The sequence below is a fragment of the Oceanobacillus indicireducens genome, from assembly GCF_014647195.1.
Lineage (GTDB): Bacteria > Bacillota > Bacilli > Bacillales > Amphibacillaceae > Oceanobacillus > Oceanobacillus indicireducens.
In genome coordinates, this window is sequence record NZ_BMOS01000001.1 from 45990 (window position 1) to 69585 (window position 23596).

The window sequence follows — 23596 nt, forward strand, 5'->3', positions numbered from 1 at the left end:
GTCTAATTATTAAAAACTGTGCAGGGGGCTTACGAATGAGTAATCAAATGGAACAGCTGAGAGAGCAACTAGATGAAGTGAACTTAGAGATTTTGGATTTAATTAACCGTCGGGCTGAATTAGTTCAGGAAATCGGTAAGGTGAAATCGAAACAGAGTATGTATAAATTTGATCCGGTCCGTGAAAGAGAAATGCTTGATAATATTAAAAAGCATAATACCGGCCCGTTTGAAGATGCAACAATCGACCATATTTTTAAAGAGATCTTCAAAGCTGGTCTAGAGCTGCAAAAAGATGATCATCAAAAAGCTCTACTCGTTTCAAGGAAGAAACAACCGGAAAATACGGTCATTGAAATTAATGGAACGAAGATAGGAAACGGCTCCGCAAATTATGTATTTGGACCATGTGCAGTTGAAAGTTATGAACAAGTAGCTCAGGTTGCTGAAGCGGTTAAAGCAAAGGGCTTGAAATTACTCCGTGGGGGCGCATTTAAACCACGTACATCCCCATATGACTTCCAAGGACTTGGAGTTGAGGGATTACAAATATTAAAACGTGTCGCTGATGAATATGATTTAGCGGTGATTAGTGAAATTGTTAATCCGGCTCATATTGAGGAAGCGGTAGAATATATCGATGTTATTCAAATTGGTGCAAGAAACATGCAGAACTTTGAATTATTAAAAGCTGCAGGGGAAGTGGACAAGCCGGTTCTCTTAAAGCGTGGTCTATCTGCAACAATTCAAGAATTCATTAATGCTGCGGAATACATTATCTCCCGTGGAAATGCGAATATTATTCTTTGTGAACGTGGAATTAGAACGTATGAAACAGCTACACGGAACACGCTTGATATTTCAGCAGTACCGGTACTGAAAAAAGAAACACACCTGCCAATCCTAGTGGACGTTACACATTCAACAGGCAGAAGAGATCTATTATTACCGACAGCGAAAGCAGCACTGGCAATCGGAGCAGATGGAGTCATGGCTGAGGTTCACCCAGACCCAGCAGTAGCATTATCCGACTCTGCACAACAAATGGACATCCCAACTTTTGATAAGTTCTTTGAGGAAATCACAGATCTGGAAAACCGTTTGAAATAAAGGAACATAGTGGACGTGGTTAGAGTTAGAAACGATTCTATCCAGAATATCTTTATCATTTGATTTCTTATGTAATGAATAGATTAGGACATAACTATTTTTCCTTCTGGTAAAATAGTTATGTCCATATTTTTTTGGGTAGAATAGGTTATATACAAGTTTTCATGAAAATTTTCATGTTATTTTTGAAAAAATTTTCATGGTAGAGTATGATAGAAAAAAGAGAACGAATATACTGGAGGTATATGTGATGACTGTAACTATTTATGATGTCGCAAGAGAAGCGAACGTATCCATGGCGACTGTCTCCCGTGTTGTTAACGGGAACCCGAATGTTAAACCTACTACAAGGAAAAAAGTGCTTGCTACTATAGAACGCTTAGGCTATAGACCAAATGCTGTAGCCCGTGGGCTGGCAAGTAAGAAGACGACAACCGTAGGGGCAATAATTCCGGATATATCGAATATTTTCTTTTCAGAACTTGCAAGAGGAATTGAAGATATTGCTACGATGTACAAATATAATATTATTTTAAGTAACTCAGATTCCAAAAAAGAAAATGAGTTGCAGTTGATTAATACGATGCTTGAAAAACAAGTGGACGGAATTTTATTTATGGGCGGTAACATTACCGACGAACATATCCAGCAATTTAAAACGTCTTCCGTACCGGTTGTGCTTGCTGCGACTTATGACTCGTCCAACGAAATCCCATCTGTCAACATTGATTATGAGTTGGCAGCTTATGAAGCGACGAAGGAATTGGTCAATAACAATGAAAATAAACAGCCTGCTTTTGTAGGCAGCTTACGCGAGACCGTTGTTAATAGCCTAAAGTACGAAGGTTACGTCCGTGCAGTGAGAGAGTCGAATATCGAATTCAATGAGGATCTCGTATTTACAATCGATTCTTCTTATGATGAAGGACTCGCAGTAGCAGAGAAATTGATTGAACTGGACAGTAAGCCATCTTCTGTATTTGTAACATCCGATGAAGTGGCAATCGGTGTTATTCATGGATTCCAGGATCGTGGACACAATGTGCCGGAAGACATTCAAGTATTCGGTTTCGATAATACGAAGCTTGCTAAAATGGTCCGCCCGACGTTATCAACGGTCGTTCAGCCTATGTATGATATCGGTGCTGTTGCAATGCGATTATTGACGAAGTATATGAACAAAGAAGAAGTGACGGATAAAAATGTCGTTCTTCCACACCGTCTTGAAAAAAGAGATTCAACTTTATCTGATTAATGCCGATATAAATATAGAGGAACTACTCACGTATTTAATTGATGTTTGGAGAGATTTGGATGACAAAAAAAGACATACTTACTCCGATCGGCATTACAGTTGGGTTTATGATGATTATCTTCGCCATCAGCACGAGTGGAGGAGTAGGGGAAGTAGTAATTTTCCTTGACGTTCCTTCTATCTTTATCGTGCTTGGTGGTGTCATTGGTTCTTTATTAATTAACTTTAAGTTGGAACAGATTAAATTGACTGGCAGGGTACTTAAGGAGTCTTTCGTCAAGACAGAAGACCGTTTGCCGGAGATGATTGAACTGTTCATTCGTTTATCTGAACGTGCCAGAAGAGAAGGAATCCTGGCACTGGAGAATGAATTGGACGAAGTAGAGGATCCTTTTATTAAAAAGGGTATTATGCTTGCAGTCGATGGAATTGAACCAGAAGTGATCACCGACATAATGGATGCGGAAATCACGGCAATGGAGGAACGGCATTATAAAGGCCGTACAATCATTGAAAAGGCGGGTGAGTATGCTCCGGCTTGGGGGATGATTGGAACGCTAGTAGGGCTCGTATTGATGCTAAATCAGCTATCCGACCCGGCTACATTAGGTCCGGCAATGGCAATAGCTCTTATTACGACTTTATACGGTACCGTTCTTGCCAATTTGGTATTCATCCCGATGGCAAGTAAATTGGAAGCAAAGACGGAAGAAGAAGTTTTCTTGAAACAAATTATCATCGAAGGTATTATCGGTGTCCAGTCTGGACAAAATCCTCGAATATTGGAAGAGAAGCTAAGTGCATTCATTTCCCATACAGATAAACGGAAATATGAAGAAATGAAAGAAAAAGAAGAAGAAGCAGCGCGTTCCGGATTTGTGGAGGATCGGGTAAATGAAGCGTAAACGTAAACAAAGAAAACCGGAAAAAGGTGCAGCAAAATGGCTTGTCACTTATTCGGATATGGTAACGTTGATCCTTGTTTTTTTCATTTTGTTATTTTCGATGTCTCGAATCGATCAGATTAAATTTGAAGCTGTCGCAGAATCATTTCAGAATCGTGAAGTACTTGATTTTCTTCCTTCTATTGTACCGAACAGTTACCCGCAGGACGGGAATAATGTAGAAGAGAGCGGAAAAGATGAAGCAGATGATCCGATTGATGTTAATGTCAGTCGGGATGCCTACATAAGCAAGCAACAAGAAGAAGAATCTTTAAATCAGCTTGTGGAAAGTGTTGAAGCATATTTGGATGAGCATGAGTTAAATGATGAAATTACGGCTACAATTACGGAACGTGGTGTCCTGCTTGTGCTTCAAGATAGCATCTTTTTCGATATGGGGGAAGCGATTATTTTAGATGAAGGAAAGCCATTCCTTAAGGAAATCGGCAGTTTATTCTCACAAATGCCGAACGATATCAAGGTGGAGGGCCATACAGACTCAAGGCCAATCAACACCTATCGTTATCCGTCCAACTGGGAATTATCTGGCGCAAGAGCAAGTAGTGTAGTCAGATACTTGATTGACGAATTTGGCTTGGAGGAGTCGCGTTTCTCAATTGCGGGCTATGGTGACACAAGACAAGTTGTCCCGAATGATTCAGAAGAGAATATGAGTTTGAACCGACGTGTGGAAATTACAATATTAAATACGGATTATGAAGCTGACTAATACTTCTTTATAAGCAAAAAGCAGAAAGAAAAAATCTCTCTGCTTTTTTATGCATTATCAAAATGTTTTAGTCTGCATTGCTTCTTGGACAATTTCTTTTTCCGAGAAGTGAATTTCTCTGTCTCCAATAATTTGTGTTGTTTCATGACCTTTACCGGCAAGCAAGATGCAATCATCCGAATGACTCATTTCTATTGCACAGCGAATTGCTTCAGCTCGGTCTTCTATCGCGATGTAACTGCCTTTATTTCTTTCAAGAGCATCAGTTGTCTCTTTCATAATCGTTTTGATGTCATGCTTTTTTGGATTATCTAATGTGACAATGGAGAAATCGGCATATTCTGCAGCGACACGTCCCATGCCATAACGTTTATCTCTCCCGTTTTCACTCATGTCAGCATAAACTCCGAAGACAAGGATAAGTCTTCCACTTACAAATGGCCGAAGTACCGTGAGAGCTTTTTGCAACGCATCTTCTGTATGGGCAAAATCTACAACAACACGGAAATCCCCTTGCTTATAAACCGTCTCGAGTCTGCCTGAAATATTTTTTACCGTGTTAAGGCCGTTTTGAATTGCTTCCATATTTATTCCATTGCAATAAGCGGCTGCAATAGCGGCTAAGCTATTCGAAACATATATTTCACCTGGCAGATGAATCGTAATTTGCGCTGATTCATTTGGCGTATGGACTGTAAATGTTGTTTGATCGAAGGAATAATTGATATCTGTCGCATAAAAGTCAGCTTTTTCATGGATGCCATAGGAGAGTGTCTTCACTTCCGGATTGTTTAATTGTTGGACTAGTTTTTGTCCATAAAAATCATCGACATTGACGATATTAAATTTATTCGTCATTGTAAATAATTCGGCTTTCGCTTCAAAATAGTCATCCATTGTTTTATGTAATTCCAGATGATCCGGGCTTAAGTTTGTAAAAATCCCCGTACTAAATGACGTGTATGCAGAACGTTTCAACTGCAGGGAGTGGGAAGAAACTTCCATTAGGCAATAATCATGTTCCGAATCTTTCATATCGCTTAAGAAGCGCTGGAGATCGATAGCCTCCGGTGTCGTGTTATTCGTGGGAATAATTTTTTCATTCATCAGCGTGCCTAACGTTCCAATTATTCCGGTTTTCTTATCAGCTTGATCTAGGATCACTTTTAGAAAATGGGTGATAGAAGTTTTCCCGTTTGTTCCGGTAATTCCGATCACATTTAAAGAATCAGCTGGTTTATTATAAAAGTTAACTGCTGCTTTAGCCATGCCATTTCTTGTATCTGCAACCTTTATTACGGTGATATCGTCAGAAATAGGGATCTCTCTTTCTACTAGAATTGCTCGAGCTCCATTACCTACCGCTTCTTGTGCTTTGTCATGACCATCCAAAGTAAATCCTTTTATACATACAAAAAGGCTATCAACCTTTTTTTCTCGGGAATCATATGTAAGAGCTGAAATTTCTTGGTTTATATCTCCCTGGATTACTTCATAATCCATGTTTTTCAAAATGTCTTTTAGTAACAATCAGTTCATCTCCTTAATTAGAAAGACATGGTAAATCACTTGTTATATAGTGAAACTCATTCAACTTCCAGTTTTAAAGCTTTACTTTTTTATTATATCCCTTCTAAAAAAGAAAGTCTATTGTAGGATGGATGAATTCATGGATTGAAAAAAGCTCCTAACTATCCAGTAATTGCAAAGGATGAGTAGGAGCAGATCTTAAGTTTAGCTTTGTGAGTTTTGCTTATGAAGGGTGGCGTATTTCAGCATAGCTTCAAGCAGTTTTAAATTTTTCTCTTCGATTTCCCGCTTCCTCGGAATTTCCGGGAAAGCCTCTTTTCTGTCATGCCACGTAATTGGCAGTGGAACGGGGGACTCTTTTTGCCATTTATTTAACCAGCTAGAAGGCAGATCACCTTCCATTACCTTGTTTTGTTTCATCACACTCCAAATCTGGGCCCATGCTCGCGGAACAACCCGCCAAATATCATAGCCTCCTCCACCAGTAGCAATCCATTTACCATCACAATATTCATGGGCAAGCTCATGGGCGAGTAGTGGAATTCTTTCATAAATTGCCATTGATGCACATAAATGGGTGAGTGGGTCAAATGTGTGGGCATCTGCACCGTTTTGTGTAAGGATAACATCAGGCTTAAAGTAATCGACAATTTCTTTGAAAGCCGTTTCATAAAGCTCCAGAAAAGATTCATCTTGAGTGTATGCGTCAATTGGCAAATTAAATGAATATCCATGTCCTTCTTTAATACCGCGTTCGCGAACGTCGCCGGTTCCTGGAAATAAATAGCGTCCTGTCTCATGAATCGATAAGGTACAAACATTAGGATCATCATAAAAAGCCCACTGGACGCCGTCACCATGATGCGCGTCTGTATCTACATACAACACTTTCAAATTGTATTTCTCTCGTATATATTTAATCGCAATCGCGCCATCATTGTATATGCAGAATCCAGATGCTTGCCGTTCAAATCCATGGTGCAGACCACCACCAAGATTTAAGGCGTGGTTAGCTGCACCAGACAATACAGCATCCACTGCTGTGAGTGTTCCACCGACAAGGTAACTGGATGCTTCATGCATATTAGGAAACATTGGGGTATCCTCTGTACCAAGTCCAAAAACCGCTCCTTGTTCTGGTGTCAGTCTATCTTTACCAGCTCTTTTTACCGCATCGATGTATTCATGATTATGAAAAAGTGCCAGTTCTTCCTCTGTTGCTTTCCTCGGAGGGATAATATCATCGTCTTGTAATAAATCGACCGCTTCCAATAATTCCTTTGTAAGCAAAACCCGTTTTTGATTAAATGGATGCTCTGGATTAAAATGATAGGTTAAAAAGTCATCGGAGAATACAAATTTAACTTGTTCACTCATATTTTTGGCTCCATAATATTATTCGGCCAAAGCAGTTTAAAACCAGCTTCCCTAATTCCTCGAATAATTGGCATCGGATTCATGGTCTGGACACGGAAAACGAGCACTTTATACTCGGGATCATCTCCATATGGATAAATAAGAATGGATACGATATTCACATTATGATCTCCGATGATTTGAGCTACTTCGGGAAGGACGCCTGGCCGGTGCGGCACTTTGACTTCAATCTGAGAACTTTGTACATGGGTTCCAGTTAGCTGAATAAAGGTATGCAGCATATGCTTTTCGGTTACCATACCAACGAGTTGTTCATTCTTGACGACGGGGACACAGGCGAATTCTTTTTCATAAAAAATTCGGGCTATTTCTTCAACAAAATCTAATGGATGAACGGTGATGACCGGCTGTGTCATAATTGTTTGGATTTCATTTTGTAATTCTTTCCGATCAGCATCCTTAAGAAAACTTGATGGCATGGCGTCACGGACATCCCGGTCAGAGACGATTCCGATTACTCGGGTATCTTCTTCAACAATTGGTATGTGCCTAATTTTATTTTCTTTTAATAAACGGAGTGCTTCCTCAATTGTTGCAGTAGGCGGGAGCGTAATAACATCGGTGTTCATGATGCTTTCTACTAACATGATTCATCCCTCACTTTTTTTTCGTTGGTTGTATCTTGAAAGAAAACGTAAATTATCAAATTCTTCTACAGCAGCATCCGAGACATTTTTCCCGATGCGGACCATTAATGTGTTGACCGGATGGGAAATGATTTCCGGGTCATCGGTGGGAGCCGGGCTAAGCCCGCCTGCAGCCATCATTTTTTCCATGACTTTCCGGTAGTCCCAGATGCTTAATTGGGTACCTTCCAGATCCCAGTGCCAATAATATTCTGTCGAGATTATGATATAATTTTCCATATAATCATCCATCATCGATACTTTTAATAAGTTAGATGCTACTCGTTCTCCGCGATATTCTGGGATAATTTCAATGGCACCTAAAACGATTAATTCTTTCATATTAAAAGTGGACCAGCGTTCAAGAGGGTCGGGGTAGAGATAGGTTACATAACCGATAATCATTTCTTCGGTTCGGGCGACGATAATTCTTGCCTCTTCAAAGGTTGCGATTTCAAGAAGGGCTTCAAATTGTTTCTTTGCGGGCCGGAATGCAGTCAGTTTGTCGTGAAAGTTGTACTTTTGTAATTCGTCTACTGAGAGGGGACCCTCGATTGTAAGTGGTCCGCTTGATGTTTCGTAAGTTATTGAATGAAAGGTTTTTATATGCTCCACTGCTTCACCACCTATTAATAAATGCGCTTACATTTAGTATACAACACTTTCTGTATATTTTTTAGTACTTTATATGTAGGCTTATAGAAAAGAAAAAATCAGGAGCAGCTTAGCTCCTGATTTAAAATTGGACGTTGGTGTATTCCGTTGTGCGCTATTCGTCTTTATTTTCTTTGTCGTCTTTTTTCTTCTCTTTCTCTTTTTCTTTTTCTTTATCATCTTGCTGTTTGTCTTCATTATCCTCATCTATGTCTTTCTTTTTATCATCTTTTTCGTCGGCTTCTTTAGATTCTTTTTCAGAGGTTTCTTCTTTGCCTTTATCCTCTTTCTTATTATCTTTATCTTGATCCTTCTCTTTCACTTTCTTTTTCTCGGCTTTACCAATGGTTACCGCTGTAGAAGGTTTGGATTCGAGACCGAAGTAGTCGACGGCCCGGATATGATAGATTCCATCTCCGCTTCCTGATTTAAAGCTTGTAGATGTCGTGCTGCCGACTCTTGAAAAGCTGTCGCTTCCTTTTGTTGCCCGGTAGATACGATAGCCGACAATATCATTGCTCGATGAAGCGTTCCATGTAATCTGGTTACCGGAAGCGTTGACCGATGTCGGCGGCTCTGGTGCTTTTCCGTCATCACTAATACTATACGTTGTTGTATTTGTATTAGGAAATCCTATTTTTTCCCATTTACTTCGGTCCTCATTCAGTGGAATGAGTTGTGTAATATCCGGAAGTTTATCGTAGCCTTTTTCTTTTAAAAATTCCGGATTAAACATGAGCCCGCCGCCTTTTGTAAATTCTCCAGGAGTGTCAGGGCCTGGTGAAACAGCTTTCCCATTCACAATAATTTGATCACCGGTTATTAAACTATTATCCACTTCGGTCGGAACAAACTTCGCATTGAATAAGTCGGTCTTGACGAGTCCCGCTTTTTCACATAGTTCACTTGGAAGCTTTCCTGAAATTGCACAGTAGCTTCTTTGGACAATGCCATCCGGTTGTTGGAAAGCACGGTCAGGAGCAACAAGTTCTGGGTTGATGTCACTTGCAGCATTGATAAATTTAGTCCAGAAAGCAAGGTTTCTCTTACTGTGGTTTAAATGTTCCAGGCCATCTGGTATTTTGTAGCCCATCCAGGTTGCAAAGGTGATATTCGGATTACTTGCAACAAAATGGACGTTCTCCGTATTTTGGGAGGTTCCCGTTTTCCCAGCCCAATCTACATTACTGTATTTCAGCATGGAACGTAGGCCAGCTGCTGTTCCGTCTGAAATAACATCCCGCATCATATCAATTAATAAGTAACTCGTTTGCGGGGAGAATACTTCTTTCGTTTTCACTTCATGCTCATAGACTGTATCGCCGTCTTTTGTCGTTATTTTTTCAATCATATACGCGTCGGCAAATTGTCCGCCATTGGCAATGGTGGAGAAAGCGTTCGTGTTCTCTTCAATCGTGATCCCGTGCTCCAATCCGCCAAGTGGGAGAGAGGCGTTGGCATATTCCTCATCCTCTATGGTACTGATTCCCATTGGCCGCAAATATTTATCGACTGGATTGATGTCAATCATTGGTAGATAAGTTCTTACGGCTGGTATGTTATATGACTTAGCCAAGTTCGTCCGAGCCGGTAACAAGCCGTGATGCCTTAAGTCAATATTCTTGATTTCTTTTGTTCCACCGCCATCCGGAACTGCCAAGTACGCATCGGCAATAGGTGTTCCCGGCTGGATAAGTCCTTCTTCCATCGCTGGTCCGTATACAAGAATTGGTTTCATCGCACTTCCATTTGAGCGCACTGCTTGTGTTGCATAATTATAATGATTCTCAATACTTGGGTTCCGGTTCCCAAATAAACTAATAATCCGCCCAGTAGAGTTTTCAATCATGATAGCTGCACCTTGTACAGCCTGTTCAATCATCTCACCGGATCCTTTTGGATATTCGGTGAACTTGTTATTGCCGTATTGATCAAAGTTTTTTCCGATTTCCTGGAACACATCGTACAATTCTTTATCGATCGTCGAGTGGATTTCATACCCATTCGTTTGCAAAGCACGAGCCGCACGTGATTTATATTCATCTTTAAGTTTCGGGTTTTCTTGTAAATCTTCTTTTGTAATCCCGTCTTCTTCTAAAAATACGTTGTACAAAATATCTTTTGCATCGGTTTGAATTTGTGCTGCCAAGACCGGGTACTCTTCAAATGGTGACTTTTGATCTTCTTTAAAATCTGCAACAAGATCGTAGTTGATTGCTTCATCGTATTCTTCTTGTGTAATGTACTCCATATCAAGCATTCTGTTTAAGACGGTCTTCATTCGGTTCAGCCCATACTGAATATCTTCCTCATCCTTTAAGCCACCGCCGCTGACGAACGGAGTGTAAGCTGATGGACTTTGCGGTAAACCAGCGAGATAGGCTGCTTGGGCTAGATTCACATCTTTCGCATCAAGGCCAAAGATTCCCTGAGCCGCTGTCTGGACACCAGCAATATTTCTTCCCGATGAGTCACGGCCATATGGAACGATATTTAAGTAGGCTTCGAGAATTTCATCTTTTTCAAAGAATCGTTCCAATCTTAGTGCTAACAGAATTTCTTTCGCCTTTCTTTCAAAGGACACTTCATTCGTTAAAATTTGGTTCTTAATTAATTGCTGTGTTAGCGTACTACCACCTGTTTGGGTGGAAGCATTTGTCAATTCCTGTAAAACAGCCCGTACAATAGCTTTTGGAACAACACCTTGATGTTCATTAAAATATTCATCTTCCGTGGCGATTACTGCACTAATAAGCTCGGGAGCGATATTATCCAGTGTCGTTTCATCCCTATAAAGATCTGCATTGATATCACCTAAATAGACGTTATTAGCAAAATACATGCTCGATGTTTCGGCATAATCGTAAATTTCCTGAGCCATTGTTTCATAATCAAGGATTTTTTCATCTTTTACGAGGGAAGCAAAGTAACCTGCACCAATTCCTCCAATGAAAAACATGCCGATAAAACTAATAATTAAAAAGAATAAAATGACATTCCACATCACACCATATGTAATTCGGCTTGTCTTTTGGATTTTTCCTGCTTTCCAGGATTCTTGTATTTTATTAAAAAATTGTTGGATGCTTTTTTTAAAATCCATTTGAAACCCTCCTAAAACTCGTTTATAATTATACCATATAACGATTTTTTCATGAACGCTTTTTCAGAAAAGGTTGCTAAGGAACTATTTTTGTGTTAATAATATAATTTAAATAAACTTATTATGCTAAGAAGGAACCAGTAGTCTAGTAAATCCCTATTAAAGAGAGTTGGCGGTCGGTGCAAGCCAATATATATTTACAGGCGAATTACAATCTGGAGCATTTCTTTTGGTGAGCAGCCTTAAGAACGGTGGAGACATCGTTAACAATCCCAAGTGGCACAGTTGTGCAACAAGGGTGGTACCGCGTGAATAAGCTCGTCCCTTTTTTATAAGGAGCGAGCTTTTTTGATTTTTATTATAAAGGAGACAGTAGGATGAATATATTAGAAGAGTTGGAATGGCGGGGACTAATCAATCAAGTCACGGACCGGGAAGGTTTGGAAGATTTATTAAATACACAATCTGTTACATTGTATTGCGGGTTCGACCCGACAGCAGACAGTCTTCATATCGGCCACCTTGTACCAATTGTCATGCTGAAAAGATTCCAGAAAGCTGGACATAAGCCAATAGCACTAGTTGGTGGTGGTACGGGGATGATTGGTGACCCGAGCGGACGTTCAGCGGAGCGCTCTTTGAACACTGCAGATGTTGTGATGGGTTATGCGAACAGTATCCAGGAGCAAATTGGTCGTCTTGTAAAATTCGGGGAAGGGGAGAACCCTGTGGTCTCCCGGAATAACCATGACTGGTTAAGCAATATGACATTTATTGATGTATTACGCGATGCAGGAAAGCATTTCAGTATTAACTACATGCTTGCGAAAGAATCTGTTTCTTCTCGGATTGAATCAGGTATTACGTACACTGAATTCAGTTACATGCTGCTTCAGTCGATTGATTACATGAAATTGTATGAAGAAGAGAATGTTCAACTGCAAATTGGTGGTAGTGATCAGTGGGGGAACATTACAGCAGGAATGGAAATGATCCGCCGGACGAGAGAGAATCCGGAGGAAGAGGAAGTTAACGTATTCGGTTTAACCGTTCCTTTAATTACGAAAGCAGACGGTACGAAATTCGGGAAAACTGCTGGTAACGCAATCTGGCTTGACCCGGAAAAAACGACTCCATATGAATTTTACCAGTTCTGGATCAACACAGACGATCGCGACGTTGTGAAATTCTTACGGTACTTTACATTCCTCTCGAAAGAAGAAATTGAAGAGCTAGAGAAAGAAGTAGAAACACAGCCAGAGAAGCGAGTTGCCCAAAGAAGACTTGCTGAAGAAATGACAAAAATGGTCCACAGTGAGGAAGCACTCGAGCAGGCAATCCGCATTTCAGAAGCATTATTCAGCGGGAATATTAAGGAATTATCGATCTCGGAAATCGAGCAAGGATTTAAAGATGTGCCGACACATGCTTTAGATAAAGAAGATATCGGTTTAGTCGACTTGCTCGTTCAAACGAAGATTTCCCCATCGAAACGCCAGGCAAGAGAAGATATTTCAAATGGTGCGATCTACATTAATGGCGAAAGACAGCAGGACGTCGCATACACAATAACTGCAAACGACCGTATCGAGGATGTATTTACCATCATCCGCCGCGGGAAAAAGAAATATACCCTAATTGATTTTAGTTAAACTTTGATAAAGAGCTTAACAGGAACAAACCTGTTGAGCTCTTTTCTGATTTGGGACAGAGGGTCAGAGCATTTGTCCCAGTGAAAACCTCTGTCTGTGATCTAGATAGTGATTATCCACAGAAGAGGGAAATGATAAACATTCTATATTCACTCATGGCAATAGTTCATGTGAAAGTGCACGGACAAGCATACTCTCTTGCTCATAGCCGCCAACAATCTATTAAAAAAGAAATGAGAGGGTCTCTCGCCGCATTCCATGACCTGAGTCTTTCATAGATTGTTCATTTTTTCGGTAGCTGCGTTCGCTAAAATTACATGATATAATATCTTTAAGTAAAAATGAGCAGAAGGCACAATGATGGATCAAGCGCTGATTTTTTGAACCCTCATTGGCGGTGGAGAAAATCTATCAAATTTGTTTGATTACGTTATCGTGCGTAAACAAACGAGGGAAGCATGGGTTATATCTGCACATCAAACTGGTCTATTTGAAATTACGGGTTCTTAGAAGGAAAGAGTTAACTAGAGATTTGGAAGGACTATCCTTTAAATGTGTTGGTTTAGAAATAGAACTAAATCAGAAAGGTGTGCTTAATCCATGTTAACCACAGCTTGTATTGGTGTGAGTGCGAAAAATCATCAAGTATTAACTGTTTTAGAAGTGGTAGAAGCCGAAACCAAATCGGCAAAAGAATGGGAAATAGAAAAGTTAATGCAAGGAGGGATAAAATGAGAATAGGAACCATTGGAACAGGCCCGATTGTAGATACCTTCTTATCAGCATTAGATAATGTGGAGGGTGCGGATTGCATAGCGATGTATACACGCCCGAATTCGACTTCGAAGGCAGAATCGTTAGCCGCTAAATATAACGTAAAAAAAATATATACAGATTTAGAAGAAATGTATAGCAATCCAGATATCGATTTTGTTTATATAGCCTCCCCTAATAGCTTACATTTTGAACAAGCTTTCAAGGCATTACAACAAGGTAAAAATGTAATTTGTGAAAAACCGTTTACTTCAACGGTACGTGAGGCGGAAAAGCTTATAGAATTAGCTAAAGAGAATAATTTAATGTTATTTGAAGCTATTTCCAACATTCATTTACCGAACTTTAGGATAGTTGAGGAAAATCTCAAGCTGCTGGGAGACATCAAGGTCATTCAATGTAATTATAGTCAGTTATCCAGTCGATATTTAAAACTATTAGAAGGGGAAATTCCGAATATCTTTAACCCGGAATTCTCTGGAGGAGCTTTATCCGATCTTAATATTTATAATTTACATTTTGTTATCAAGTTATTTGGTCAACCTGAAAAAGTCCAATATATGGCTAATAAACATTCAAATGGAATTGATACATCTGGTATCGTCACAATGGAATATTCGGGTTTTGTAGCCCAATGTGTTGGTAGTAAGGATACCAATAGTATGAATTTTATCCTGATTCAAGGAGAGAATGGATTTATACATGTTGTTGGTGATCCGAATTCTTGTACAGAAGTTTTACTTCATTTAGGTGATAAGGAAGTAAAATTGAACAACCAGGCTCTATCAAACAGGTTGTACTATGAGCTCGAAACCTTTAATCAAATATACAAAGAAGCAAACTATGTTAAGTGCTATGGTTTATTGGATCATTCACTTTCAGTCATGGAAACATATGAGAGGGCTAGAGAAGATGGAGGAATTGTGTTTGCAGTAGATAAACAAGCATAATTTGTATAATAAATATCAAATGATCAGTTAGTTAATCGCAAACTTAAATCCCGCGTCATAAAGCCCAAAAAATTGAGGCTGGGACATAACTTCTTAGTATGGTTATAAATCCGAACAAATGATAAGAAAGAGCATCAACAACCGCTCCGGGAATATACTACGCTTTCCGCAGGCGGCTGGTGAGCCCCCTCGGGCTGCTGCCCTGCGGGGTCTCACCGATGCCGGCCGACGAACAGGAGGTTCTAGTGCCGGCGTTGGTCACAGGACGTGACCGTACTTAGCCGGCCTCCTGCTGGAGTCTCCGTATATTCCCGGAGCTAGTTAGCAGTTTTGTTCGGATTTAATTCATATTAGAATAGTTATGTCCCAGCCTCTTTAATTTACTCTTTGTACTTCTGAGGATTAATAATTTTTTGTTAATAATGATGCAGCAGCTTCATCCATGATGAATGTCACATTAGGATGCTTTTGTAAAATAGAAGCTGGGACATCCTCGGTAATAGGTCCTTCGAGTGTATCCTTAACGGCCTGTGCCTTTCTCTCACCTGATGAAGCAACTAAAATATGTTTTGCTTCCATAATATCGGCAAGCCCCATTGTCAACATTTGCGTAGGAGCTTCTTCACGAGTTAAACCTTGATATTTCATTGTACTTTGAATTGTTGATTCATCACTGTCAGCTAAGAAAAGTCGTGAATTAAAATCTGTACCAGGTTCGTTGGCTGCTAAATGAGCATTTGTACCTAAACCGACAATTTGTAGATCTCTTGGATACTTCGTCAAGATCTCGTTATAACGATCGATTTCATTTTGTATATCGCTGACACTTCCATCCATAAGGCCGATAAATTTAGGCTTAGATTTTATTAGATCATAAAACTTTTTGTGCATATACGTATATACCGTAAACTTTTTATCTCTTTCTGAAATATACTCATCCAAATTGGTGAAGATGGAATGATTGATCTTGAGGTCATCGTTATTAATTGCTTCCACAAGCAATTCAAATGTTCCATCATAACTTGCACCTGTTGTCGTATTAATGCTCGGCTCATCATTGTTTTCCAACGTCTCTTTGATGACCTCAAATGACTTTTGTGATAACTCATCGTAATTTTTAACTTTAATAATATTCATAAAGCATTCTCCTCTTATCTTTAATATACCGTAATATGCATACATGCAAATTTGTAAATCGAATTTTAGATTTATATATCATTCACTTACAGTTCTAACAGCTAACTACCGCCGGCTAAGTCTTAGGTTGATTAACTGCTACAATTTTAGTCATTTCTTTTATATCCTGATAAGTCTTTTCGTCTATATTGTTATTTGTAACAATATAATCAAAATCATGTACTTCTCCAATTTTATAAGCATAGTCCTTTCCAAATTTACTACTATCAGCTACAAGAATTTTACATTTCGATCGTTTCATAACAGCTCTTTTCGTAAAGGCATCGTTATCATTTAGCAGAGTAACTCCCGAGGTAACACTAATCCCTTCGGCGCCTATTAAACAATAATCAAAATTAAAATTTTGAATGAAATCACTAACTTGAATACCTAAAAATCCTTGAGAAAGATCACGGTATTTACCTGGAACGGAATACAAATTTATTTCTTCATAATTTGAGAGTGAATTCATAACTAATAACGAGTTTGTATAGAATGTACAATTCTTTTTTTGGAATATTTCTTTTGCTGCTGCGAGCGTAGTTGTTCCGGTTTCTATGAAAACCAAACTACCAGATGGAATAATTTTATTGCAATAGTTGCCGATAGCTTTTTTTTCATTAATATTTGCTAATTCTTTGATAGACATTGGCTTTTCTAAAATACTATTTTCCTTATATGTTGCCCCTCCATAAATTAGATTAATTTCACCTTCCTTTTCTAATTCATTTAAATCGCGACTTATCGTCATCGTTGAAACACCAAATTGTTTGGCTAGCTCTTTAGATCTCACTTCGCCATTTACTTTTATCATTTCTAATATTAATTTTCGTCTTTTAACCTGATTCAATCTCAACCCCCCTAAAATTAAAGGTAGCAATATCTAATGGTCTGGATAAAACAAACGTAACATTTATTCACAAAAAGTACAACAAGATTTAACATAAGGGACTGAAAACTGTTTACTTATGTTGTTTTGTTAGGTATAATATTGTTGTGAGAACCCTTACAATTAATAGAGGGGAGGAAAACGAATAGAGGGAAAAATACTATCATTATTAGATTCAATAAAGAAATGGAGTAGGTCGAATGGTCCGATCAATCAATTCAAAAGTCGATTTAGTAGTCGATGCAACCTCGCATCTGGGTCTTTCGGAGTATGGTAAAATCATGATTGGAGATAAAGGCTTTGAATTTTACAATAGTAGGGACCCTAGTAAGTTTATTCAAATTCCCTGGGAGGAAGTTGATTACGTAATTGCTTCAGTCATGTTTAAAGGGAAATGGATTCCACGTTTTGCTGTTCAAACGAAGAAAAATGGAACGTTTTCATTTTCTTCTAAAAAACCACGAGATGTTTTCATAGCAGTTCGTAAATACGTTGACCCGAATCGCATGGTTCAATCATTAAGTTTCTTCGACGTTATTAAACGCGGATTGAAGGGTGTTTTCAAAAGGTAATCCTGTTACGTTCATGACAGCTTTCTGTTAGGGATTCCTTACAGAAATTCATCAATCAGCGAGTAAAAGGATTTTATACGTAAAATGTAATGTGACTTTCTTGCAGAAGTGGTAATCAATGCAGTTTTAATATCCTTTATCCATAAATTTTACTAAAGAAATTATTTTAATACGGTAAACCGAATACGGTACCAAGTATTAAAACCTACTTTTTGTGAAGATGAAAAGAAGAATGATCATTCTGTTCGTAATCTATTGTTACGGAATAAACTTACTAGAAGTTCCGCATTAATAATAGTGATTACAGATTCTTTTAAAGTTATTTATATTATTAATCTGTAACAAATTATAAAAGGAGGTAAAAAGATGGTAGGAATTATTCTTGCAAGTCATGGTGATTTTGCCAATGGTATCTTGCAATCTGGAGAAATGATCTTTGGGGAGCAAGAAAATGTGAAAGCTGTTGTACTTACACCAAGTGAAGGTCCTAATGATATTAGGGAAAAGATGAAAGAAGCAATCGCCTCTTTTGACAATCAAGATGAAGTATTATTCCTAGTTGATCTATGGGGAGGAACCCCTTTCAATCAAGCAAATGCCCTGTTAGAAGAACGCGAACGTAAGGACGCTTGGGCAATTGTTGCTGGTTTGAACTTGCCGATGTTAATTGAAGCATTCGCGTCACGAATGTCAATGAACACATCGCATGAAATTGCTACACATATTTTGAATACAGCGAAGGAAGGCATCAATGTATTACCTGAAAATTTACAACCAAAAGTACCAGCAACAAAACCAGCTGCTGCTAAAGCTTCAAATGTAGGAACGCCTGGTAAATTTGAATATGTTTTGGCACGTATCGATACACGTTTACTTCACGGGCAAGTCGCAACTTCTTGGACAAGAGCGACAAATCCAACTCGCATTATCGTTGTATCTGATGTTGTTGCGAAGGATGAACTTCGTAAAAAAATGATCCAAGAAGCTGCTCCACCGGGAGTAAAAGCGCATGTTGTTCCCATCCATAAAATGATTGAGCTTGCACAAGATGATCAACACTTCGGAGGACAGCGTGCGCTACTTCTTTTTGAAACTCCACAAGACTTGCTTAAAGCAGTTGAAGGTGGCGTTCCATTGGATACAATCAACGTAGGTTCAATGGCACATTCAACAGGTAAAGTTCAACCGAATAGGACGTTGGCATTTGACCAAGATGATATTGATACTTTCGCTAAATTGAAAAAACTTGGTTTGAAGTTTGATGTCCGTAAAGTCCCTAGTGATACAAAACAGAACATGGACGAAATTCTCAAACGGGCGCAAGAGGAGTTAAACAAAAGACCCTAATTGTAAAGGGTAAAGGAGGATTAATCATGGTTTTGGATTTGAATGTAATTCAAATAATATTAATTTTGATCATAGCATTTATAGCTGGAATGGAAGGGATTTTAGACCAATTCCATTTTCATCAACCAATTATTGCTTGTACGCTCATCGGCTTAGTTACAGGACAATTAGTACCAGCCCTTATTCTCGGCGGTACCCTGCAATTGATTGCTTTAGGTTGGGCAAATATCGGCGCTGCTGTCGCACCGGATGCTGCGCTTGCATCCGTAGCTTCTGCAATTATATTAGTTTTAAGTGGACAAGGTGAAGCCGGTGTATCTTCTGCAATCGCTATCGCCGTTCCACTTGCAGTTGCAGGTTTATTATTGACAATTATTGTTCGGACAATTACGACAGGGATCGTACACATTATGGATAGTGCTGCTGAAGAAGGTAATATCCGGAAAATTGAAATGTGGCAAATGATTGCTGTCTCACTACAAGGATTACGTATTGCTATTCCGGCTGGATTAATATTAGCTATTGGGGCGGGTCCGGTTAGAGGATTACTTGAAGCTATGCCATCTTGGCTAACAGATGGTTTAGCAATTGGTGGTGGAATGGTCGTAGCGGTTGGTTATGCAATGGTTATTAACATGATGGCTACCAGAGAAGTATGGCCATTTTTCGCGATTGGTTTTGTTTTAGCAACAGTTTCGGAAATCACACTTATCGGTCTTGGTGTTATCGGCTTGTCTCTTGCACTTATCTATATTGCACTTTCTAAAAAGGGTGATTCTGGCGGCGGAAACGGCGGCAACTTTGGTGATCCACTAGGCGATATTATTGATAATTATTAAAAAGGAGGCAGACATAAAATGGAACAAGAAATAAGATTAACTAAAAGAGATCGTATTGCTATTTGGTGGCGTTCAACTTTTCTTCAAGGATCTTGGAACTATGAACGTATGCAAAATGGTGGCTGGGTATATTCGATGATTCCCGCAATCAAGAGATTATATACAACTAAGGAGGATCGTTCAGCTGCTTTACAACGACACTTAGAGTTTTTTAATACTCACCCATATGTAGCTTCACCTATTCTTGGTGTAACATTAGCACTTGAAGAAGAACGTGCAAATGGTGCTCCTGTTGATGATGTTGCAATTCAAGGGGTTAAAGTAGGTATGATGGGGCCATTAGCGGGTGTAGGGGATCCACTTTTCTGGTTCACTGTTAAGCCAATCCTTGGTGCATTGGCGGCTTCACTAGCTATGACCGGTAACCCCCTTGGTCCAATTATTTACTTTGTTTTCTGGAACCTCATTCGTATGGGAACCATGTGGTATACACAAGAACTCGGTTACAAAGCCGGTTCTAAAATCACGGAAGACTTATCTGGTGGCCTGCTTCAGGATATTACGAAGGGGGCATCCATCCTTGGTATGTTCATCCTTGGTGCATTAGTAAACCGATGGGTATCGATAACATTTACACCGATTGTTTCTTCAGTTAAACTGAGCGAGGGTGCTTATATTGATTGGGCAAATTTACCTGCAGGTGCAGAAGGGATTAAAACTGCGCTGGAACAGATGGCTGCTGGTCTTTCGTTGAGTGAGACCGAAATAACCACTTTACAAGATAACTTGGATATGTTAATTCCTGGTTTAGCTCCATTGCTGTTAACGCTTTTCTGTATGTGGTTGCTTAACAAGAAAGTTAACCCAATTGTAATCATTCTAGGATTGTTCGTTGCAGGTGTAGTCTTCCACGTATTAGGTATCATGTAAAAAATCCTCATCATCCGTACGCTTAAGGTAGGATTAATGTGGCGTCCTATCTACAAGGGTGGGTGGCTTTTTAACATGACGGTTCAGGTTTTTGATCGTGTGGGTTGTGAAGATTATACTAGTATTAACTAAGGATATTAATTAGATAAGGAGTTTATTATGTTAACAATAGGGTTTATTGGAAATGGGAAAAGTACAAATAGATATCATCTGCCGTTTGTACAACAAAGAGAGAATATAAAAGTAAAAACAATCTATCAAAGAAATCCTAACCGTGAAAGCTGGGATCGGATTCCTGGAGTAAATTATATTTCTGATTTAGGTGAACTATTAAATGATAAGGAAATTCAACTCATTGTGATTTGTACAGGAATGGACAGTCATTATGAATACGCAAAATTAGTATTAGAACATAATAAACACTGTTTGGTTGAAAAACCTTTTATGGAAACCTCTGAACAGGCTAAAGAAATATTTGCAATGGCCAGAGAAAAAGAATTAATTGTTCAGCCGTATCAAAATAGACGTTTTGATAGCGACTTTTTAACCGTTCAAAAGGTTATTGAAGAAGGAAAACTAGGTGACTTACTAGAAGTGGAAATGCATTTTGACTATTATCGTCCTGAAATACCGGAGTCTGCCCATTCATTTGATCGTGTTGAGTCATTTTTATATGCGCATGGTACGCATACAATAGATCAGGTTATTAGTTATTTCGGTAAACCGGATGATATACACTATGATGTAAGGCAATTATTAGGACAAGGAAGAATGAATGATTACTTTGATTTGGATTTATATTATGGTAATTTAAAGGTATCTGTTAAATCGAGTTATTTTAGAATCAAAGAGAGACCCAGCTTTGTCGTTTATGGCAAAAAAGGGAGCTTTGTGAAAAAAACTAAAGATCGCCAGGAAGAACACTTAAAGTTATTTTATATGCCTAATAATAAAGATTTTGGTGTGGATACAATAGAACATTACGGTGTACTAACATATATGGATGAAGAAGGTATCCATGAAGAAAAAGTGACATCTGTAAATGGCGATTATGGAAGAGTTTATGATGATTTATATGAAGCCATCATAAATGGAAAAGAAAAAACGATTACAGACGAACAGACATTGTTGCAAATGGAAATACTAGAAACTGGAATTAAAAATTTGGGGTAAAACAATGCCTGATTCTATTATAAATTCTAGATAAGGAATTTGGGATTAGCCTAGATTACGATAGAGGTCATAACAGCATCATTTAAGGAAAAGTATTGAAAATGAACCATAATGGAGTAAAAAGTGAAACAATCATATGCTCATTAATATGATTGTTTCACTTATTAAAGATTTATAAGCCTTTCTTGTTCTTATTTATCCATATTATGCTGGATTTCAAGAGCTTCTTCTTTTATCAGATCCGTTATTTCCATAATATGTTAAACGTACGCTTCATTTGCTAAAAGGCGCTGCGTTATTACTTCTTTAGCTATTCTTTCTCCCTTTTTTCTTCGGTTGTGCCCAGAGTTCAGCTTCGTGCTTAGCTGATTCTTCGTCCATAATATGTTTTAGGCGGGATTCACAGCCAAAAATTGTTCAGGGACCATGCTAAGTTCTTCCAAGTTATGAAAGATTTTTTAGTGTTTTCTCGTTCATTGCTATCACCTCCAGTTCACGCGATAAATGTCCTCATAATATTTGTCAAAATGAATTTATCCATATTTTCATGCAAGAGATAGAATGTATGGAACCGTTCTGTTTGTTTAATCATATAAAGCTCATATAAAATATCCTTAAGCGGCTTGCGTCCTGTCTTGCTTGTTTTTCTCATTACCAAAAAGCTACTTGAAGACACAAAAAAGAGTGCCAAAAATACTCGAGTGAAAAGGGTACTAAGAAAAGCTTGACACAAACTGTTCATGAATTGCCATTGAAAGGGGTTCGTTTCTTTGATAAGGTTATATTAGGTGTCGTTAGAACTTGTTTAATTCTGTTTTCCCTTACCAGAACAAAAGGATGAGAAGAACAAGCTATTTGCCGTGACTTCCTACTACAGACGACAATCATTACCAGCCAAGCCTGGTATTAATGTACTTTCAAGCATAAGAAACAAGAAAAATTGATATGGAGGATTTATATGAAAAAAATCATTACGCCATTTATTATCGTATTAATTCTTTTACTTTCAGCGTGTGGAAATGGGGAAAAGGAGGAAGTAACAGAAGGAACGGATGAGTTAGTTGCGCTTGAAGTAGAGTTCAATGTTCCGGAAACTGCTGAACCAGGAGAAACCGTCGAACTTGAAGCTATTGTCAGCTATGGAGACGAGCTTGTTGAGGATGCGGATGAAGTGAACTTTGAGTATTGGTTAAAAGGTGATGAAGATGACAGTTCCGAAATAGACGGTATACATACAGAAGACGGAAGATATACGGCAGAAGTGACTTTCCCGGAAGATGGTACGTACGAAATATATGCCCACACGACTGCTCGTGGTTTGCATACGATGCCACTTAAATCCATTATCGTCGGTGATGGCGGTGAAGCAGCAGGGGAATCTGGACATCACGCACATCATGAACACAACGCTCATACAGACGGCTTCCATTTGCACTTCATGGAGCCAGATACCGTTCAAACGAATGAAGTAATTGATCTGACTGTCCATCTACAGTTGGAAGATAAAGCAATGGAAGATGCAATCGTTCGTTATGAAATTGCCCCAGAAGGAGACGATGAGAATACAGCTTGGGTTGATGCTGAAGAAACAGTAGCTGGAGAGTACATTGCAGCTCACGAATTTACCGAACCAGGAACGTATAAGCTTGTCATTCATGTTGAAGATGACGCAGATCTTCATGAGCATGATGAATATATGATTGAAGTTGAATAGTACTTATAATATTAGTGCGGGCTATTAAAAAAGCTCCGCACTATTTTATGTTATGTAATTGGAGAGAATTGGATTATTCTTAGAGGTTTTAGGGTGTATTATTGCAACAAATCATCTACTGAATTAGGGACAGGAGAATATTGTTATGATAGCGGCACATGCAAATAGTATGATCCGGCTCATGAAGCAATA

General features: G+C 38.8%; 21 protein-coding genes and 1 other annotated feature. Of the genes, 13 read left to right on the plus strand and 8 right to left on the minus strand.

Going from position 1 to position 23596, the window contains the following annotated elements:
- The first annotated feature begins 35 nt into the window (after positions 1-35).
- The 4 genes from IEX94_RS00235 to motS all read left to right on the plus strand — a co-directional run bounded on the left by IEX94_RS00235 (position 36) and on the right by motS (position 4038).
- Positions 36-1109 carry a bifunctional 3-deoxy-7-phosphoheptulonate synthase/chorismate mutase gene (locus tag IEX94_RS00235; RefSeq protein WP_188855545.1) on the plus strand — a complete coding sequence of 358 codons (1074 nt, stop codon included), beginning with the start codon at positions 36-38 and terminating at the stop codon, positions 1107-1109.
- Positions 1110-1359: 250 nt separating this feature from the next.
- The gene (ccpA, locus tag IEX94_RS00240; RefSeq protein ID WP_188855546.1) at positions 1360-2364 is read left to right on the plus strand and encodes a catabolite control protein A; all 1005 of its coding nucleotides are present in this window, start codon (positions 1360-1362) and stop codon (positions 2362-2364) included.
- Positions 2365-2423: 59 nt separating this feature from the next.
- Positions 2424-3269, plus strand: coding sequence for a flagellar motor protein MotP (motP, locus tag IEX94_RS00245; protein WP_188855547.1), 846 nt, complete (start codon positions 2424-2426; stop codon positions 3267-3269).
- Positions 3259-4038, plus strand: coding sequence for a flagellar motor protein MotS (motS, locus tag IEX94_RS00250; protein WP_156856739.1), 780 nt, complete (start codon positions 3259-3261; stop codon positions 4036-4038). Before motP ends, motS begins: the two co-directional genes overlap by 11 nt.
- A 57-nt stretch (positions 4039-4095) precedes the next feature.
- On the opposite strand, the gene IEX94_RS00255 is transcribed toward motS, so the two are convergent.
- The 5 genes from IEX94_RS00255 to IEX94_RS00275 all read right to left on the minus strand — a co-directional run bounded on the left by IEX94_RS00255 (position 4096) and on the right by IEX94_RS00275 (position 11388).
- The gene (locus tag IEX94_RS00255) at positions 4096-5568 is read right to left on the minus strand and encodes a UDP-N-acetylmuramoyl-L-alanyl-D-glutamate--2,6-diaminopimelate ligase (RefSeq protein ID WP_188855548.1); all 1473 of its coding nucleotides are present in this window, start codon (positions 5566-5568) and stop codon (positions 4096-4098) included.
- 204 nt (positions 5569-5772) lie between these two features.
- The gene (locus IEX94_RS00260; RefSeq protein WP_188855549.1) at positions 5773-6945 is read right to left on the minus strand and encodes an acetoin utilization protein AcuC; all 1173 of its coding nucleotides are present in this window, start codon (positions 6943-6945) and stop codon (positions 5773-5775) included.
- A complete protein-coding gene (locus tag IEX94_RS00265) occupies positions 6942-7592 on the minus strand; it encodes an acetoin utilization AcuB family protein (protein ID WP_156856742.1) in 651 nt (216 codons plus the stop codon). Before IEX94_RS00265 ends, IEX94_RS00260 begins: the two co-directional genes overlap by 4 nt.
- Positions 7593-7595: 3 nt before the next feature.
- Positions 7596-8246, minus strand: coding sequence for a GNAT family N-acetyltransferase (locus IEX94_RS00270; RefSeq protein ID WP_156856743.1), 651 nt, complete (start codon positions 8244-8246; stop codon positions 7596-7598).
- Between the two features lie 154 nt (positions 8247-8400).
- Positions 8401-11388: a transglycosylase domain-containing protein gene (locus tag IEX94_RS00275; protein ID WP_188855550.1), complete on the minus strand. Its 2988-nt coding sequence runs from the start codon at positions 11386-11388 to the stop codon at positions 8401-8403.
- 119 nt (positions 11389-11507) lie between these two features.
- Positions 11508-11717 (plus strand) — a binding site (T-box leader).
- Positions 11718-11765: 48 nt separating this feature from the next.
- Here IEX94_RS00275 and tyrS point away from each other — a divergent pair.
- The 3 genes from tyrS (at position 11766) to IEX94_RS00285 (ending at position 14764) form a co-directional block, all read left to right on the plus strand.
- Positions 11766-13040: a tyrosine--tRNA ligase gene (tyrS, locus tag IEX94_RS00280; protein ID WP_188855551.1), complete on the plus strand. Its 1275-nt coding sequence runs from the start codon at positions 11766-11768 to the stop codon at positions 13038-13040.
- Between the two features lie 600 nt (positions 13041-13640).
- Positions 13641-13775, plus strand: a complete 135-nt coding sequence (locus IEX94_RS19960; RefSeq protein ID WP_268239569.1) for a hypothetical protein — start codon at positions 13641-13643, stop codon at positions 13773-13775.
- A complete protein-coding gene (locus IEX94_RS00285) occupies positions 13772-14764 on the plus strand; it encodes a Gfo/Idh/MocA family protein (RefSeq protein ID WP_188855552.1) in 993 nt (330 codons plus the stop codon). Before IEX94_RS19960 ends, IEX94_RS00285 begins: the two co-directional genes overlap by 4 nt.
- A 402-nt stretch (positions 14765-15166) precedes the next feature.
- On the opposite strand, the gene IEX94_RS00290 is transcribed toward IEX94_RS00285, so the two are convergent.
- Entirely contained in the window at positions 15167-15901 is a 735-nt protein-coding gene (locus IEX94_RS00290; protein ID WP_188855553.1) for a glucosamine-6-phosphate deaminase, read from the minus strand.
- A 115-nt stretch (positions 15902-16016) separates the two neighbouring features.
- Complete coding sequence (locus IEX94_RS00295; RefSeq protein ID WP_188855554.1) at positions 16017-16790, minus strand: DeoR/GlpR family DNA-binding transcription regulator; 774 nt, start codon at positions 16788-16790, stop codon at positions 16017-16019.
- 239 nt (positions 16791-17029) lie between these two features.
- Between IEX94_RS00295 and IEX94_RS00300 the strand changes: the two genes are divergently transcribed.
- From IEX94_RS00300 to IEX94_RS00320, 5 genes are all read left to right on the plus strand, one after another.
- A complete protein-coding gene (locus IEX94_RS00300; RefSeq protein WP_188855555.1) occupies positions 17030-17401 on the plus strand; it encodes a DUF956 family protein in 372 nt (123 codons plus the stop codon).
- Positions 17402-17767: 366 nt separating this feature from the next.
- Complete coding sequence (locus IEX94_RS00305; protein WP_188855556.1) at positions 17768-18748, plus strand: mannose/fructose/sorbose PTS transporter subunit IIA; 981 nt, start codon at positions 17768-17770, stop codon at positions 18746-18748.
- A gap of 26 nt (positions 18749-18774) precedes the next feature.
- Positions 18775-19587 (plus strand): PTS mannose/fructose/sorbose transporter subunit IIC, encoded by an 813-nt coding sequence (locus tag IEX94_RS00310; protein ID WP_373290778.1) that lies wholly within the window; start codon positions 18775-18777, stop codon positions 19585-19587.
- 18 nt (positions 19588-19605) lie between these two features.
- A complete protein-coding gene (locus IEX94_RS00315) occupies positions 19606-20517 on the plus strand; it encodes a PTS system mannose/fructose/sorbose family transporter subunit IID (protein ID WP_156856752.1) in 912 nt (303 codons plus the stop codon).
- Between the two features lie 159 nt (positions 20518-20676).
- Complete coding sequence (locus IEX94_RS00320; protein WP_188855557.1) at positions 20677-21690, plus strand: Gfo/Idh/MocA family oxidoreductase; 1014 nt, start codon at positions 20677-20679, stop codon at positions 21688-21690.
- A 493-nt stretch (positions 21691-22183) separates the two neighbouring features.
- Here the strand turns inward: IEX94_RS00320 and IEX94_RS00325 are convergent, their stop codons facing one another.
- Positions 22184-22342 (minus strand): hypothetical protein, encoded by a 159-nt coding sequence (locus IEX94_RS00325; RefSeq protein ID WP_188855558.1) that lies wholly within the window; start codon positions 22340-22342, stop codon positions 22184-22186.
- Between the two features lie 306 nt (positions 22343-22648).
- Between IEX94_RS00325 and IEX94_RS00330 the strand changes: the two genes are divergently transcribed.
- The gene (locus IEX94_RS00330; protein WP_156857732.1) at positions 22649-23404 is read left to right on the plus strand and encodes a FixH family protein; all 756 of its coding nucleotides are present in this window, start codon (positions 22649-22651) and stop codon (positions 23402-23404) included.
- Positions 23405-23596: the final 192 nt, after the last annotated feature.

What these genes read in the sequence shown, in the direction of transcription:
- IEX94_RS00325 (WP_188855558.1), bottom strand. Translation starts at nt 22,342, where the DNA reads ATGAGAAAAACAAGCAAGACAGGACGCAAGCCGCTTAAGGATATTTTA.
- motP (WP_188855547.1), top strand. Translation starts at nt 2,424, where the DNA reads ATGACAAAAAAAGACATACTTACTCCGATCGGCATTACAGTTGGGTTT.
- IEX94_RS00320 (WP_188855557.1), top strand. Translation starts at nt 20,677, where the DNA reads ATGTTAACAATAGGGTTTATTGGAAATGGGAAAAGTACAAATAGATAT.
- IEX94_RS00235 (WP_188855545.1), top strand. Translation starts at nt 36, where the DNA reads ATGAGTAATCAAATGGAACAGCTGAGAGAGCAACTAGATGAAGTGAAC.
- IEX94_RS00305 (WP_188855556.1), top strand. Translation starts at nt 17,768, where the DNA reads ATGGTAGGAATTATTCTTGCAAGTCATGGTGATTTTGCCAATGGTATC.
- IEX94_RS00265 (WP_156856742.1), bottom strand. Translation starts at nt 7,592, where the DNA reads ATGTTAGTAGAAAGCATCATGAACACCGATGTTATTACGCTCCCGCCT.
- IEX94_RS00290 (WP_188855553.1), bottom strand. Translation starts at nt 15,901, where the DNA reads ATGAATATTATTAAAGTTAAAAATTACGATGAGTTATCACAAAAGTCA.
- IEX94_RS00300 (WP_188855555.1), top strand. Translation starts at nt 17,030, where the DNA reads ATGGTCCGATCAATCAATTCAAAAGTCGATTTAGTAGTCGATGCAACC.
- IEX94_RS00315 (WP_156856752.1), top strand. Translation starts at nt 19,606, where the DNA reads ATGGAACAAGAAATAAGATTAACTAAAAGAGATCGTATTGCTATTTGG.
- IEX94_RS00260 (WP_188855549.1), bottom strand. Translation starts at nt 6,945, where the DNA reads ATGAGTGAACAAGTTAAATTTGTATTCTCCGATGACTTTTTAACCTAT.
- motS (WP_156856739.1), top strand. Translation starts at nt 3,259, where the DNA reads ATGAAGCGTAAACGTAAACAAAGAAAACCGGAAAAAGGTGCAGCAAAA.
- IEX94_RS19960 (WP_268239569.1), top strand. Translation starts at nt 13,641, where the DNA reads ATGTTAACCACAGCTTGTATTGGTGTGAGTGCGAAAAATCATCAAGTA.
- tyrS (WP_188855551.1), top strand. Translation starts at nt 11,766, where the DNA reads ATGAATATATTAGAAGAGTTGGAATGGCGGGGACTAATCAATCAAGTC.
- IEX94_RS00330 (WP_156857732.1), top strand. Translation starts at nt 22,649, where the DNA reads ATGAAAAAAATCATTACGCCATTTATTATCGTATTAATTCTTTTACTT.
- IEX94_RS00285 (WP_188855552.1), top strand. Translation starts at nt 13,772, where the DNA reads ATGAGAATAGGAACCATTGGAACAGGCCCGATTGTAGATACCTTCTTA.
- IEX94_RS00310 (WP_373290778.1), top strand. Translation starts at nt 18,775, where the DNA reads ATGGTTTTGGATTTGAATGTAATTCAAATAATATTAATTTTGATCATA.
- ccpA (WP_188855546.1), top strand. Translation starts at nt 1,360, where the DNA reads ATGACTGTAACTATTTATGATGTCGCAAGAGAAGCGAACGTATCCATG.
- IEX94_RS00275 (WP_188855550.1), bottom strand. Translation starts at nt 11,388, where the DNA reads ATGGATTTTAAAAAAAGCATCCAACAATTTTTTAATAAAATACAAGAA.